This is a genomic window from Kovacikia sp. CALU 1929 (genome assembly GCF_056784235.1).
In genome coordinates this window covers 16,810-31,010 of sequence record NZ_JBXBCF010000074.1, presented here as the reverse complement: position 1 = coordinate 31,010, position 14,201 = coordinate 16,810, and the positions used below count along the sequence as shown (strand labels likewise).

The window sequence follows — 14,201 nt, the reverse complement described above, 5'->3', positions numbered from 1 at the left end:
GAAGTGACCGGCTATAGTCGCAACCACCTGTCCTTTCGGGGGCAGGTTGAAAGTTGTTGCATCGCCTTGCCTGGTGTCCAAGGGCGAGTCGCAACCACCTGTCCTTTCGGGGGCAGGTTGAAAGCGATAGACCTGCTGGAAGGCGATCGCTCCCACCAAAATCGCAATCATCCGTTCTAATTAGGGCAGGTGAAAGAAAAGGAAGAACCGCAAATTTTCAAATCAGAAGGATTCCTTAATCAAAGCGGGTTGAAAGGTAAAACCTTAGCCTTCTTTAAGTTCTTTGGATGACAGTAATTTGTCACCACCTCTTCAACGACACTAATTTGTCACGATGACAGTAATTTGTCACTAACGACAGGAATCTGTCACCGATGACAATTAATTAGTCACTGTACAACAAAAGCGGGCGGCGAGAATCGAACTCGCATCATTAGCTTGGAAGGCTAAGGTTTTACCACTAAACTACGCCCGCTGGTGACCAGTTTGCAAAGCATCTGCAACGATAACATACGGATCGAGCAAGTTCAAGTATTTCAACGAAGAACTGTAATCCTAATCTTAACAATCAGAGCGGACAGCACAGGTTCTGGCGGATCGCCGTCCTGGGCAGCCATGAAACTCATTTCGTTGAAAATCACACTGATGGTTTGCGCATCGATTTCCGATGCGTCTGGGTTGTTTGGCTTGGCTGTCAAAACTTTTCCCGTCGAGTTAATTTCCAGGTAAGCTTCAAGTTCAATCGGTTGCTGGGGAGACCCTGGCGGCATATAGAGAGAGATTTCCTGCTCTTCGTGCAGGGGTTTGGCTGGTTGAGCTTTAAGATCACTTCGCATCTGACGAGTACTCAAAATTTTGACCAGGACTTTTCCCTGGAGGGAAGGGAGTGGCTGTCCAGAAGTAATCGCTCCTTTCGGGGTAGAAGATGGTTCTGAACCGCTGGCAGGTGCTGGCTCCTGGAGTTCGCCACTGAGGGGTTTGTTGGATGGCTGAGGGGAAGTGGGATTTTCGGAAGGAGGCTCTGAGGCGGTTTGTTCCGGGTGGGGAGAAGGGCGAGATTGACTGGGAGTGGTGGGTGGCTCTGAGGGTTGGGCAGGAGAGGGAAACTCCTGGCGGAATGGGGGTCTTGGGGGTGGTTGCCGGGGAATAGATGGCTGGGGACGTGCCGGGAAAGGTTGTGGGGGAGGAAGGGAGGCGATCGCCCCCTGCCGCTCTGCCGGTTGAGGTGGAGCCGCCGATGAGGGTTGACTTCCTATCCTGGGAGGCGCTGCCCGCTTTACTGGAGCCGATCTGGGTTTAGCTATAGAAGGGGATGGCACAAACTCCACAGCGATAGGAGCGCGTTCCGCTTCAACTTTCACCCGGTGAGTCCAGTACTGACGCAGGGCAACGAGTAAACCCAGATGCAGCAGAACGGACCCAATGGCAAGCACAATCCACAGAGCCGCTGGCTCTGAATGCCGTCGCAGGTCAGACAAACGCGAATCGACTGGAGTTTCGGTAGAATTCATCATCGAATACGCGGGATAGTTAGCTGGCGCAGAGTTGATCCTAGCTTATCGATACCCATTTGATTCTTCAGCCTGACACCGGACCTTTAACCCCGCTCAAACATGAAGTCAAAATCCAAAACTGATATGATAAATTCATTTCAAAAAATAATAGAGCCAAAGTGCCAGTATTTTCTTGGGCTATTTCTGCGGCTCTAAACTTTAGCTGGCGAAGGTGCGACTATTATGCAATTGCAAATTTGGAGACTTCAGGCACTCATTCGACTGTTGGCGCTGATTGCCAAACTAGAGGGTGATACGAACAAAACTGATGAATTGGTGGATGCGCTGATCCGACGATTAAACAGCCAACCCGATCGCCCCACTGACAAGCCACCCTACGTAGGGATTTTTGGACTAACCGACACTAATGCGGGGCGAAAAAAAGCCTGTGAACAACTTCAAAGTGGCTGGAACAAACTCCAGGGAGAGTGTAATGATACGGATGGTCTGGTTGATAACTTGCTCCGTTCTCTCAGTAACTTGCCTGCCAGACCAGCCGATAAACAACCCTATGCCTCCCTGTTCCCAGAGTCAAGAATGGCGTGGTTGAGACCGGACAACCTGCGGGCGATCGCACCAGAGGCATCCCTGAGTCGGGCTGAACAACTGGTTCCCCAACTCAATCGGACAATGGTGGAGTATAGCATCAACACTCCCTTGCGCCAGGCTCACTTTCTGGCGCAGATTGCCCATGAGAGCGATCGCTTCAATGCGTTGGAAGAATATGCCTCCGGTGAAGACTATGAATATCGCAGCGATCTGGGTAACACCCAACCAGGGGACGGGGTTCGCTTTAAGGGGAGGGGGTTAATTCAAGTGACAGGACGAACCAACTACCTGGAGTGTGGTCGAGCATTGGGTGTTGACCTGATTAGCAATCCTAAACGGCTGGCAGACCCAGACCTGGCATGTCGCAGTGCTGGCTGGTACTGGAGCACGCGGCAACTGAATGGAGATGCTGACCGGGATGATGTACGCACGGTAACCCGCGTTATTAATGGAGGCTATAACGGGTTAGATGACCGAATTCACTTGCTCCAGGCAGCAAAGAGAGCCTTAGGGACTTGAACTGTGAATCAATCGTTCATTCGCCCACCTGTTCATTGGTAACGGAGATCTGTGACGTGCTACCAACCGGATTGACCCTTCGCCCAGCCCATTCCAAAGACATGGGTGCCATTCGGAGCCTGGTGCTGACTGCGATGCTCGACCCAACCCAATTGCGCTGGTCTCAGTTTTGGGTGATTGAGCAGGCAGGAAAGGTGATTGCCTGTGGTCAGTTACGCAACTTCCCTGACGCGCAGGAACTTGGCAGCATAGTCGTTGATCCAGATTTTAGAGGGCAGGGCTTGGGAACGCATCTGATTCAATCCCTGATTCAGCAGGCAACCCAGCCTCTCTACCTGGAGTGCCTGGGCAAGGGATTGGCACAGTTTTACACTCGCTTTGGGTTTGTTCCAGTTGCTTGGGAAGAACTTCCCCCAGCCATGAAGCGCAAGTTCAGGTTGTCTAACTTCGCTGCCAGGGTATTTCGTTTGCCGGTGACAATTATGCAGTACCAGTAGGGCTTATGCGGTCAGGAAAATAAATTTTCGCCGCAACGGGAATCAATTAGCCAGAGTCCTGATGAGATTTTTGGAATATTGACGGGCAAGCTGAATCCCTGTTGCAGCCCTCTGACCAGCAGTGTCAGGGTATCTATCAGCTTCGGATCCCAGCGGCTGTTCTGTGCCTGCTGACACTCAGCCAGGGCTTTAGCCATACATTCAGCCATAGAGGGAATCTCATCCTGCGTACCCATGCTGGTTTGTAGATAGGTAACTCGTTGCTGAAATTCAGTTGCCAGTCCCAGAATGCGTGATTCTAAAGGAATTTCATCCCCGGCGAGTCCGGCGGGCTGGCCGGTTCCGTCCCAGTGTTCTGTTTGATGGGCGATGATGGTGGCGATCGCCCGCAGTCGGGGCATCGTTCTCAGTACCTGCGCTCCTGGTACCAGGGGACAACTGGGAGCAGCATCCGGCGTATTTTCTGAGTACCGCTGGCTGCTCGACTTGAGCACCGTTTCTGTTTGCTGAAGCGAGACAAGACGATGGAGCAAACCTGCCAGTTTGAGTCGGTTAATTTGCCAGGAGGGCAAATCGAGCAACTGCCCGATCGCCTCTGTCAGAGCCGCGACCTCTGCGGCGGCATCTGGATTCATGCTATCTGTCTGGTCAGTCAACTGTGCCATGCGCAGAAAAGCTTGCACCTCGTTGGATACCAGATTGTTGTCCAGAATGTCCTGGTGCAGTTCTAGAAGCGGTTGAGCCTGTATCGCCTGATTCAGGTTTGACTGTCCCTCTTTGAGGTAACTAACAACCTGAGAAACAATGGCAGACAGGTCATCGCGTTGATCGGTTCGGGTAGCGGTAATTCTGTCTACCTGGGCAGTCAGTGCCTCTGCCAGGGCAGGGTTGTAGGAACGGATATGGGCGATCGTCAGTTCTACCGTCTCCTGCACCAGGTTGGTTTCAAATGTCCAAAATCCGTAAAACTTCCGTTCTAAATCCTGAGTGGGCAGTCCTTGCTTGCCATAATCTTCTGCTGAAAGTTCCTGGCATAGAACCATAGCTGAGTAGGTGGGAGCCAAAATCATTAAATGCCATTCCTGCGCTACCGGATCAGACGGTTCCAGGTTAACCAGTTCTACATTTGCCTTCTGACTGGTGGGGTGGTCTGCAAAGCCTGTATCTGGGGCTGCCATGATTACAACCTGCTCAGATTTTTCCGCCAGGTCTGCATATCGCTCCGCCTCTTGCAAAAACCACTTTCCCCGCTGAAATGCCGCGATCACCAGCGGTTTGCTGCCCGCTGACAGAATGCAGTCTTCCAAAGCATGACACAGGGCAACCAGGGTATTTTTGTAGTAAACCCCAAAGTTGAGCGATCGCCGACCAACTTGACCAGACTGGTGTGCAGCTTTTAACTGATAAAGTATTGAACCTTCTAGCATGTTCGCAATTCCGGCATTCCCAAGTGCTTTATTAGAGCTAACCCCTCACTTCTTAACATAAGTTTACCAGTTAATTGGTGGGAATGAGGTGTTTCAGCAGGTAAATCAGAGCGAAGTGGAAAGTGATAGGGTTTTAATGTCACCAGCCGTCATGTCATAAGCCATCCTAACCACCCCATGAGTTCTACGATCGCCCATCTAAAAACCCAACTTGAAAAAGCGCTGGTTGCCGCCTTTGGTGCGGACTTTGCAGGAACCGATCCGATTCTGGTGCCTGCCAGCAATCCCAAGTTTGGAGATTACCAGTCAAATGTGGCAATGTCGTTGACTAAAAGGTTGGGTAAGCCACCGAAAGCGATCGCCGAGCAATTAGTTGAGCATTTAGACATAGCAGAACTCTGCCAGCCCCCTGAAATCGCTGGACCTGGGTTTATTAACCTCACTCTGAAACCGTCCTATCTAGAAGCACAGCTCAATTCCATCCAAACAGATCCTCGTTTGGGAGTCTCCCCCATCTCTAAGCCGCAGCGCGTCATTGTCGATTATCCCAGCCCTAATATTGCCAAAGAAATGCATGTCGGGCATTTGCGTCCTGCCATTATTGGTGACTGCATCGCTCGCATTCTCGACTTTATTGGGCACGATGTTCAGCGGATCAGCCATGTGGGAGACTGGGGCACCCCATTTGGAATGCTGATTGCCCACCTGCAAACGGCTTACCCAGAGGCATTGACCAGCACCGAAAATCTGGATCTGGGTGACCTTTCTACCTTTTACCGGCAGGCAAAGCAGCGGTTTGACCACGACGAAACCTTCCGAGACACGGCCCGTCAGGCAGTGGTGCAACTCCAGGCTGGCGATCAAGCGACCCTCCGCGCCTGGGAAATCGTTTGCGATCTGTCGAGTCGGTCTTACCGAAAAATCTACGACCTGATGGGCATTCTGCAATTTATTGAGCGGGGTGAATCCTTTTACAACCCATTTTTGCCAGAGGTGGTCAAGGAGCTAAAGGAGAAGGGGCTGCTGGTGGAAGACAATGGTGCCCAATGTGTGTTTCTGGAAGGATTTACCAATAAAGATGGCAACCCTCTGCCCCTGATTGTGCAGAAGTCAGACGGGGGATACAATTACGCCACGACTGACCTGGCAGCCATTCGCTACCGGGTAACAGTGGACAAAGCACAGCGAGTAATTTATCCCGTTGGGGTAGAGCAGACCAATCACTTTGCCCAGATTTTTCAAGTCGGGCGGCGGGCAGACTGGATCACAGAGGATACTGAGTTTTACCATGCCCCCTTTGGGTTGGTGCTGGGTGAAAACGGGCAAAAACTGAAAACCCGTTCAGGAGAAGCTGTTCCGTTGTGGGAGCTATTGCAGGAAGCGATCGCCCATGCTCGTCAGGATCTCACAACCCGCCTTCAGGAAGAAGAGCGGCAGGAAACCGAAGCGTTTATTGATAATGTCGCCCGTATTGTTGGCGTTGGCGCAGTGAAATATGCGGACCTGAGCCAGAACCGCACCAGCAACTACATCTTCAGTTATGACAAGATGTTGGCACTCCAGGGCAACACGGCTCCCTATATGCTGTATGCCTATGTGCGAGTGCAGGGCATCAGCCGTAAAGGACAGATTGACTTTGAAAACCTGGGGTCTAATGCCAGAGTTCTGTTAAATGAAGAGACCGAATTGGTACTGGCAAAACACCTGTTGCAACTGAACGAAACCCTGACCCAGGTTGCCCAAGACTTACTTCCCAATCGCCTTTGCCAGTATTTATTTGAACTGAGCCAGAAATTTAACCAGTTCTACGATCGCTACCCCGTACTCCAGGTAGAAGAACCTTTGCGAACATCCCGCTTGATTCTCTGCGACCTGACTGCCCGTACCTTAAAACTGGGCTTATCCCTACTGGGTATCGAAGTGCTAGAGCGCATGTAATTCTGACTCCTGACTCCTGACCCCTGACTCCTGGACCCTAACACCGACCATCCCAAGAGCGTTAAGATCAAAAATATTCTCTGATTAACTTGTTGAGAGGAGCCTGAGGTATGGTGCAGAAATGGTTAAGAGGATTGATGGTAGTTTCAGGACTGTTCTTGATCAACAGCATGATAGCTCCAGCGTGGACTCAGACTCCTCCCCCTAGAACCTTTCAACCGGGCCCCTGGCAGCCCGTAGCACGGGTGAATCCCCGTCAACCCATTCGGGTGCAACTTATCAATCGGACGGCTATTCCGGTGGAATATATCTTGACCACCCAAACAGGCTTTCGGCAGCTTGCCCCTGGACAAACGGCTCAACTCAGCGGGTTTTCCCTACCAGCCTATTTGAACATTAATCCCACCCGCGATCGCACCATCATCACCTATCGCGTGTCCGTCAATCCAGAAACTAACACCGCCACTGTCGAAATTCATCCCTCCCCTACGGCTGGGCTTCACTCAATTAACATCGATGGGACTGGGGCGATTTATGTTTATTAGGACAGGAGAGCAAACACAACATATCCCGGTACGGGCTTGGCACTGCCAAGCCCCTCCTGAACTTTGATGTGCCCAGAAATCCGTTTAAATCGGGATAACAATTAACAACCCATTTTTCCTTTCGCCTTACTCCAAACTTTCAACTTTTCTCCCTACCCTCTGCTCCTCTGCTCCCCTTCCCCCTCATCCTCACTTCGCTTTCGCTTCCAGATTTTCCAGACGACTCTTGAGTTCCTGGTTTGCTTTCTTTAACTGGTCGAGTTCTTCCCGTAACTGCTTGACTGCCTTATCGCTGCCAATGTTCTTTTGCACTCGTTGAACGGCTTCTTCGGCGATGCGGCGAACGCGCCCATCTGGGGTCTGGTCTGCCAGGGATTGCAGGATGCCGATCGCCTTAGGGGTTTCCATCTGACCGAGGGCGTTGGCAACGGCAACCTGGGTCAGAAAGAAGGATTCCCTGGACAGTTCGCTCAACCGATCCAGGATGCGTTCCAGGTTAATGTTGGTTTGCCCGCTGGAAATGGTGCCCAGCGATCGTACTGCCGCCAACCGGAGTGCCTGGGGAGTTCCCGCTTCGGTATAGTCCAGAATCAGGTTGAGGGCATTTTCCGAGGTTTTCATCTGGCTGAGGGCAGCGATTGCGCCTGAGCGCACGACTTCATTCCAACCCCGGCGCTCTTTCAGCACAGACTTCAACAGCTTCAGTGTCTTTTCTTCTTTGTTTTCGATCAGGCTGGATGCCGTCAGGCTTCCCAGGGCGCGAATGGCAGCGGCTTCCACGTAGTAGCTGGGGTCTCCCTTTTCTGCCAGGGGCTTGAGGGCTTTGTAACTTTCTATCGTTTTGATGCCTGCCAGTGCCTCCACCGTTGCCCGTCGGACTCTGGCATCACCATCTTCCAGTCCTGCCAGCAATCCCTCAAATGCCTGATCTAACTTGACATTTGCCAAATTTTTGACAACTTCTATTCTTACCCCCCAGAAAGCCTCCTGCTTCAGTGCCTCTGCAAGAGCTTTAACCGCTTCCAATCCACCCTTTTTAGCCAGTGCTTCTGCCGCAAAGATACGTGATAAGGGATCGGGATCCTGTTGCAACTGCGCCTTGAGTTCGGGAACGGGATATTCCAGCGTGACGGTCTTCAGAATGTGATTGCCAGCGTCAAAGCTGATAAAGTCCGGCTTCTTTTCCAGGGGAAAGTAGAAGCTCTGTTCCCGCTCATGCACCCGCAGAGTGAAGGTTTTCAGGTGAGGGGTAGGGAGTTGAGAGTTGAGAGTTGAGAGTTGAGAGTTCGGAGTTGACTGATTTCCCTCTGCTCCTCTGCTCCTCTGCTCCTCTGCTCCTCTGCTCTCGTCTCCCCTCTCTCCTCTCTCCTCACCCCCAACATAGCCAAAAGCAACTGGGAGCTTGAGATCAAACAAATCATTCCGGCTACCGTTGTTGCTGTCTTTTGCCTGGGTTTGGGTGATGGTCAGTTTAGCGAGGTTGCTGTCGCCATCCCAACTGTAGGCAACTTTGTAGTCGGGATGTCCACCCCGGAAAACAAATTGGTCAAATAGGAAAAGAAGATTGCGTCCTGTGGCTTTTTCGATCGCCCGCAGCAGATCAATGGTTTCTACGGTTTTGTGGGCGTTGTCGTTGACAAAGGTGGCGATCACGTTGAAAAACAGGTCATCTCCCAGTTCTGCCCGAATCATGTGGTAGACACAGGCACCTTTTTCGTAAAGGTGGCGATCGTAAAGTTCAATCGCTTCCCGGTAGATGTGGGTGACGATGGGGCGACGGTAACGGGATGCATCTTCGTCCAGATAGCTGCGGGCTTCGTTGAGCCGGTAGTAGGCAGCATCCTCTGCTCCGTACTCCTGCTCCGTCCACATGACTTCCGAGTAGGAAGCCATTCCTTCTTTGATCCAGGCATGGGACCAGTGTTTGATCACAACCAGATCGCCAAACCACTGGTGCGCCAGTTCGTGGGCAACCAGACTCTCGGTACCCCGGTTATCGAGGGAAGCCCGTTCATCCAGCAGGCAGCGATCGGTCAGCAGGGTGGTAGAGGTGTTTTCCATGCCGCCAAAGATGAAGTCATCGACACATACCTGGGCGTACTTGGGATAGGGATAGGGATAGCCAAACTTCTCACTGAAAAACTCAATCATGCGGGGGGTTTTTCCCATGCTGAGGCGGGCTTCCCGCTCTTTACCTTTCTCAACGTAGTAAGTCACGGGTTTCCCGTTCCATTCATCCCGCAATTCAGCAAAATCACCCACTGCCAGAGTCATTAAATAGGTGGGGTGGACTTCTTTTTGGAACCAGTGATAAATCTTGTCGTCACCCTTGGCTTCGGTCTTGACTAGCTCTCCATTGGAAATGGCAATGAATTGTCTGGGCACCCGTACCCGAATTTCGGACGTTGCCAGTTGTCCCGGATAGTCAAAGCAGGGAAACCAGAAGCGGGAGTCTTCATCTTCGCCCTGGGTCCAGACCTGGATGGGCTTATGGGAGTAGTGCTTGTCAGGCGCAATGAAGTAGATGCCACGCTGGGGGTTTTCGACCCGGTAGGCGATCTCCAGTTGAATCACTTTTCCCGCCTCGGTGGGCTGGTCCAACCGGACGTAAAGTTGCTCCCCGTCATAATCAAACTCCTGGGGAGTTGTGCCAATTTTGACGGACTGAATATTCAGATTCACGGCATCCAGGGTCAGGCTTTCGATCCCACTCCGAACCGGGTTGAGGCGAATTTCGCAAGTACCCTGATAACTTTTGTTGGCAATATCCAGGGTCAAGTCCAGAAAAATGTGTTCGACCTGACCGGGGCGATCGGGGTTGTAGTGAGGTCTGGCACCAGGCAACTCAAACGACTTGCGACCGTTTTCACCATCAAAATAAGACTTCGACATGGAAGAATGACCCTATAGAAAGAATTGCTAAATATGTTTTGGGCGATAAAAGATACACCGTCTTTCCAGAGTAGCGCCTCGGCATTTTGGATGGGCGATCGATCTGCCTGATTTAAAGTTCAGCACAGCCTGCAATAATAGGTCTGGTAATTTCTGATTAACAAACTGCTTAAATATGACCCTTACAGCCAGTCCTGCGCCCACTCTGATGTCCCGTCTGGTGAACGGTGTTCTCTCGATTAAGCCCCTGGCAAACCTGGCAAAAAACCGGGCACGGGAGATGATGATGAAACGGGCAGCGGCGATCGGGGTTTACTGGACTAAAGAAGTGGAGACGTTAAAGGCACGGGATTGGAGTACAGACCTGGAAGCCGTCCAAAACCCGAATGTGACCTACCCAGACTATTACCTGACTTCCTTTCATGCCTATGAAGAAGGGGATCTGGGCTGGGAACCTGCCCTGGAGGTTGAAGTCGCTGCCCATACGGTTCATGCCGGCATCTGGAAGGAGGCTGGAGCAGAGGGGGATGCCCGCCTGCGCCAGAGCTACCACGACATTCTTAAGACCAGTTTGCCAGAGACTCCCAGGGATATTGCAGATATAGGCTGTAGCGTTGGTATGAGTACCTTTGCCTTGCAGGCAACCTATCCTACTGCCAACATCACCGGAGTCGATTTGTCTCCCTATTTCCTGGCAGTTGCTCGTTACCGCACTCAACGTCGGGAGCAAGGAATCCCCTATGGTGTGCAGGAACAGTTTCTCCCCACTCCCCACTCCCCACTCCCCACTCCCCACTGGCTACACGCCTCCGCCGAAGCAACGGGGCTACCCGATGCCTCCTTTGACCTGGTATCGACCTTTTTGATCTTCCATGAACTGCCCCAGGATGCAGCGGTCAAAGTTCTACAAGAAGCTCACCGAATTCTCCGACCCGGCGGTCATTTCGCCATGATGGATATGAACCCCCAGTCAGAGATTTACGCAAAAATGCCGCCCTACATCCTGACGCTGCTAAAAAGTACAGAACCTTACCTGGATCAATACTTCAGCTTCAATTTGGAACAGGCACTCATTGACGCAGGCTTTGAGCCACCAACGATCACCTGTAACAGTCCGCGGCACCGCACGGTGATTGCCAAAGTAAAGAAATAAGCTGCCTCTACCCTACAATTTGGGCGATCGCTGATGCCAGTCGGTTGCCTGTTCGTAGGCGTAACCCACCTGAAGCACCTGGTCTTCCCGCAGCACATTACCGATAATTTGCAATCCCACGGGCATTCCCTGGGAGTCAAACCCACAGGGGACACTCATCGCAGGCAACCCTGCCAGATTGACAGGAATCGTCATCAGGTCTACCAGGTACATGCTGAGCGGGTCTGCCGACTTATCGCCAGACTTGAATGCCGTGGTCGGTGCTGTGGGAGAAACCAACACATCCACTTTGCTAAAGGCTGCTTCAAAATCCTGCTTGATCAGGGTTCGTACCTTCTGTGCCTTCAAATAATAGGCATCGTAGTAACCGGCAGAAAGAACGTAGGTGCCAATCATAATCCGGCGTTTCACCTCTGAACCAAAGCCCTGGGCACGGGTGCGGGTATACATCTCGACCAGATTTTCGGCATCCTCAACCCGCAGCCCGTATTTGACCCCATCATACCGGGCGAGGTTTGCCGAAGCTTCCGATGGCGCAATGATGTAGTAGGCGGCAATTCCATAGCGGAAACGAGGACAGGAAATTTCCTGGACTTCGGCTCCCAGATCTTTGAGCTGGGCGATCGCCCCTCTGACTGACTGCTCCACCTCTGGGTCTAACCCTTCCCCAAAGGTTTCTTGAATCACCCCCACCTTCTTCCCTTTCAGATCCGCCGTCAGGTATTGCGTGTAGTCGGGGATCTCCACATTCAGGCTGGTCGAGTCTTTGGGGTCATACCCGGCGATCGCACCCAGCAGAATAGCCGCATCTTCCACCGTCTGGGCAAACGGACCAATCTGATCCAGGGAAGAGGCAAACGCCACCAGCCCATAGCGGGAAACCAGCCCATAGGTCGGCTTTAACCCCACAATGCCGCAGAAAGAAGCCGGTTGTCGAATCGAGCCACCCGTATCGGAACCGAGGGAAACCACACATTCTCCCCCCGCAACCGCCGCCGCCGAACCCCCAGAAGACCCCCCCGGCACCCGTTCTAAATCCCAGGGGTTTGCGGTCAAATGATAGGCAGAGGTTTCCGTCGAACCACCCATCGCAAACTCATCCAGGTTGGTTTTACCCACCATAACGGCTCCGGCGGCTGCCAGCCTGGTCGTCACTGTGGATTCGTAGGGGGGCACAAAATTTTCCAAAATGCGGGATGCACAGGTCGTTGGGATGCCCTGAGTACACATGTTGTCTTTGATCCCAATCGGAATCCCTGCCAGAGGTCCAATCTTTTCTCCCGCCGCAATTTGGGCATCCACCTGTTTTGCCTGCTGCAATGCCCGTTCCGCCGTTACCGTCAGGAAACTGTGCAATTTCGGCTCCAATATCTGAATCCGATCCAGGCTTTCCTGAACGACTTCAACCGCAGAGCGTTTTTTCTGGGTGAGTTGTTGGTGCAACTCGCGGATGGATGCCATGCAATGACCCCTTTTTGACTGAATATTCAAAACTCCAGTATACGGTTGCTCGTTAACCATGAGCTAAACCTCATCCAAGTTGAGAACTGGAGATTTTTCCAAGGAAAAACTATGGGTTTGTAAGTTGGTGAGGTTTATCGATGGAATTCTTTGCTAATCTACTTACTGCCAGCTTTTTCTGTTGCGGGCATTATGCAGGACTCGTTAAATTCATGGCTTATTGTTTTGCTGCCAGATTTCAGTCTAGTTTTGTTCTCGCCACGTTACTTGCAGCAGGCATCACTCCAACCATAGCCAGTGCCCAGAACAAGATTTATAACCCGATTCCCCTCACTCCCGGTGTCACAGTTACCGATCGCCTGACGGATAAAGACATTCCTACCGGGCAGGGTGGTTTTGCCCGAGACTATGTATTGCAGTTAAAGGAAGGCAGCCAACTGGCGATCGACCTGACCTCCGATAATTTCGATAGCATTGTGGCACTGATTGCAGGAGACGGTTCTACCGTTGCCGAGAACGACGACGGTCCTGATGGCACTACAAATTCCCTGCTATTCACCCGTATCACTCAAACGGGCACCTACTACATTCGAGTGCGAGCCTTTGGCGAAGTTGCTGGGGGAAACTACAAGCTTAAGGTGACGCTGTTGAGACCCGTTGAGGGGGGGAAGTGAAGGGAGTCACCCTGCCCGCCGCCGCAGTATTTCTAGCAGGGTTGAAAAGTGGGCAGGAAGGGGGGCGATCGCTTCAATCGGCTTTTCCGATAGGGGATGCTGGAGGCGTAGTCGCCAAGCGTGGAGTGCTTGACCGGGCAAATTAACGCCGATGGAACGCCCTGCACTGTAATCTGGGTCGCCAACGATGGGAAGCCCAATGTGGGCAGTGTGAACCCGGATCTGGTGGGTACGTCCGGTTTCCAGTTCAAAGTGGATCAGGGTGTAGTTACCCAGCCGTTCTTTAATCTGCCAGTGGGTGACTGCGTGCCGTCCGCCCTGCTCTACAGGCACGATCGCCATTTTCTTGCGATCAACCAGGTGCCGCCCAATCGGAGCATTGATCGTACCCTGCTCAGCTTTAGGCACGCCATAGATCACCCCCCAATATTCCCGTCGAGCAGTTTTTTCTTGAAACTGTTGTTGCAGGTGAATGTGAGCCTGATCATTTTTGGCAACGGCGATCGCGCCCGTCGTATCCTTATCCAACCGATGCACAATACCCGGTCGTTGAATGCCGCCAATCCCAGACAGGGTACTTTTTCCCGATTCCGTGCGGCAGTGCCACAGCAGTGCATTGACCAGGGTGCCGCTAATGTGCCCCGCCGAGGGATGAACCACCATCCCGGCAGGCTTGTTGATGATCAGCAGATCATTGTCTTCGTACAGAATGTCCAGAGGAATGTTTTCTGGCTCAATATTGAGCGGTACCGCATCGGGAATCGTCATCTGGATGCGATCGCCCACCTGCACCGTTTCTTTCTTAGACAGGCAAACTTCCCCATTCACGACAACCTGTTCCTGCCCAATCAGCTTTTGAATACGCGATCGGGACAAATCCGCCAACTGATCTGCCAGAAAGGCATCTAAGCGCTCCCCCGCCTCCTCTTCCTCAACCCACAACTCAATTTCCCCATTGCCCATTACCGATCACCCATTCCCGATTCCCCATCC

General features: G+C 52.2%; 11 protein-coding genes, 1 tRNA gene and 1 CRISPR repeat array (1 of these 13 running past the window's edge). Of the genes, 6 read left to right on the top strand and 6 right to left on the bottom strand.

Features of this window, described 5'->3' with window-relative positions; translation table 11 throughout:
* Positions 1–124: direct repeats of the CRISPR family, unit length 37 nt; unit sequence GTCGCAACCACCTGTCCTTTCGGGGGCAGGTTGAAAG; it reaches 415 nt to the left of the window's first position.
* Between the two features lie 280 nt (positions 125–404).
* Together AC1S52_RS18340 and AC1S52_RS18335 are read right to left on the bottom strand one after the other, a co-directional pair.
* Positions 405–475: transfer RNA gene (locus AC1S52_RS18340), tRNA-Gly, on the bottom strand.
* 61 nt (positions 476–536) lie between these two features.
* A complete protein-coding gene (locus AC1S52_RS18335; RefSeq protein WP_482030486.1) occupies positions 537–1,514 on the bottom strand; it encodes a hypothetical protein in 978 nt (325 codons plus the stop codon).
* 222 nt (positions 1,515–1,736) lie between these two features.
* Between AC1S52_RS18335 and AC1S52_RS18330 the strand changes: the two genes are divergently transcribed.
* Together AC1S52_RS18330 and AC1S52_RS18325 are read left to right on the top strand one after the other, a co-directional pair.
* The gene (locus AC1S52_RS18330) at positions 1,737–2,621 is read left to right on the top strand and encodes a glycoside hydrolase family 19 protein (RefSeq protein WP_482030485.1); all 885 of its coding nucleotides are present in this window, start codon (positions 1,737–1,739) and stop codon (positions 2,619–2,621) included.
* A gap of 56 nt (positions 2,622–2,677) precedes the next feature.
* Positions 2,678–3,118: a GNAT family N-acetyltransferase gene (locus AC1S52_RS18325; protein ID WP_482030484.1), complete on the top strand. Its 441-nt coding sequence runs from the start codon at positions 2,678–2,680 to the stop codon at positions 3,116–3,118.
* Between the two features lie 11 nt (positions 3,119–3,129).
* On the opposite strand, the gene AC1S52_RS18320 is transcribed toward AC1S52_RS18325, so the two are convergent.
* On the bottom strand, positions 3,130–4,545 hold the full coding sequence (locus AC1S52_RS18320) for a DICT sensory domain-containing protein (protein ID WP_482030483.1): 1,416 nt from the start codon (positions 4,543–4,545) through the stop codon (positions 3,130–3,132).
* A gap of 177 nt (positions 4,546–4,722) precedes the next feature.
* Here AC1S52_RS18320 and argS point away from each other — a divergent pair, with 177 nt between their 5' ends.
* Together argS and AC1S52_RS18310 are read left to right on the top strand one after the other, a co-directional pair.
* Positions 4,723–6,483, top strand: a complete 1,761-nt coding sequence (gene argS, locus AC1S52_RS18315) for an arginine--tRNA ligase (RefSeq protein WP_482030482.1) — start codon at positions 4,723–4,725, stop codon at positions 6,481–6,483.
* Between the two features lie 110 nt (positions 6,484–6,593).
* Positions 6,594–7,028: a hypothetical protein gene (locus AC1S52_RS18310; protein ID WP_482030481.1), complete on the top strand. Its 435-nt coding sequence runs from the start codon at positions 6,594–6,596 to the stop codon at positions 7,026–7,028.
* Positions 7,029–7,217: 189 nt separating this feature from the next.
* Here AC1S52_RS18310 and AC1S52_RS18305 read toward each other — a convergent pair whose 3' ends face one another.
* Complete coding sequence (locus tag AC1S52_RS18305; RefSeq protein WP_482030480.1) at positions 7,218–9,920, bottom strand: M1 family aminopeptidase; 2,703 nt, start codon at positions 9,918–9,920, stop codon at positions 7,218–7,220.
* Between the two features lie 175 nt (positions 9,921–10,095).
* On the opposite strand from AC1S52_RS18305, the gene AC1S52_RS18300 reads away from it, so the two are divergent.
* Positions 10,096–11,073, top strand: a complete 978-nt coding sequence (locus AC1S52_RS18300) for a class I SAM-dependent methyltransferase (RefSeq protein WP_482030479.1) — start codon at positions 10,096–10,098, stop codon at positions 11,071–11,073.
* Between the two features lie 12 nt (positions 11,074–11,085).
* Here the strand turns inward: AC1S52_RS18300 and gatA are convergent, their stop codons facing one another.
* Positions 11,086–12,534 (bottom strand): Asp-tRNA(Asn)/Glu-tRNA(Gln) amidotransferase subunit GatA, encoded by a 1,449-nt coding sequence (gene gatA / locus AC1S52_RS18295; protein ID WP_482030478.1) that lies wholly within the window; start codon positions 12,532–12,534, stop codon positions 11,086–11,088.
* A 212-nt stretch (positions 12,535–12,746) separates the two neighbouring features.
* Between gatA and AC1S52_RS18290 the strand changes: the two genes are divergently transcribed.
* Entirely contained in the window at positions 12,747–13,208 is a 462-nt protein-coding gene (locus AC1S52_RS18290; RefSeq protein WP_482030477.1) for a PPC domain-containing protein, read from the top strand.
* A gap of 6 nt (positions 13,209–13,214) precedes the next feature.
* Here the strand turns inward: AC1S52_RS18290 and AC1S52_RS18285 are convergent, their stop codons facing one another.
* Complete coding sequence (locus AC1S52_RS18285) at positions 13,215–14,171, bottom strand: RluA family pseudouridine synthase (protein ID WP_482030476.1); 957 nt, start codon at positions 14,169–14,171, stop codon at positions 13,215–13,217.
* Between the last annotated feature and the right edge of the window lie 30 nt (positions 14,172–14,201).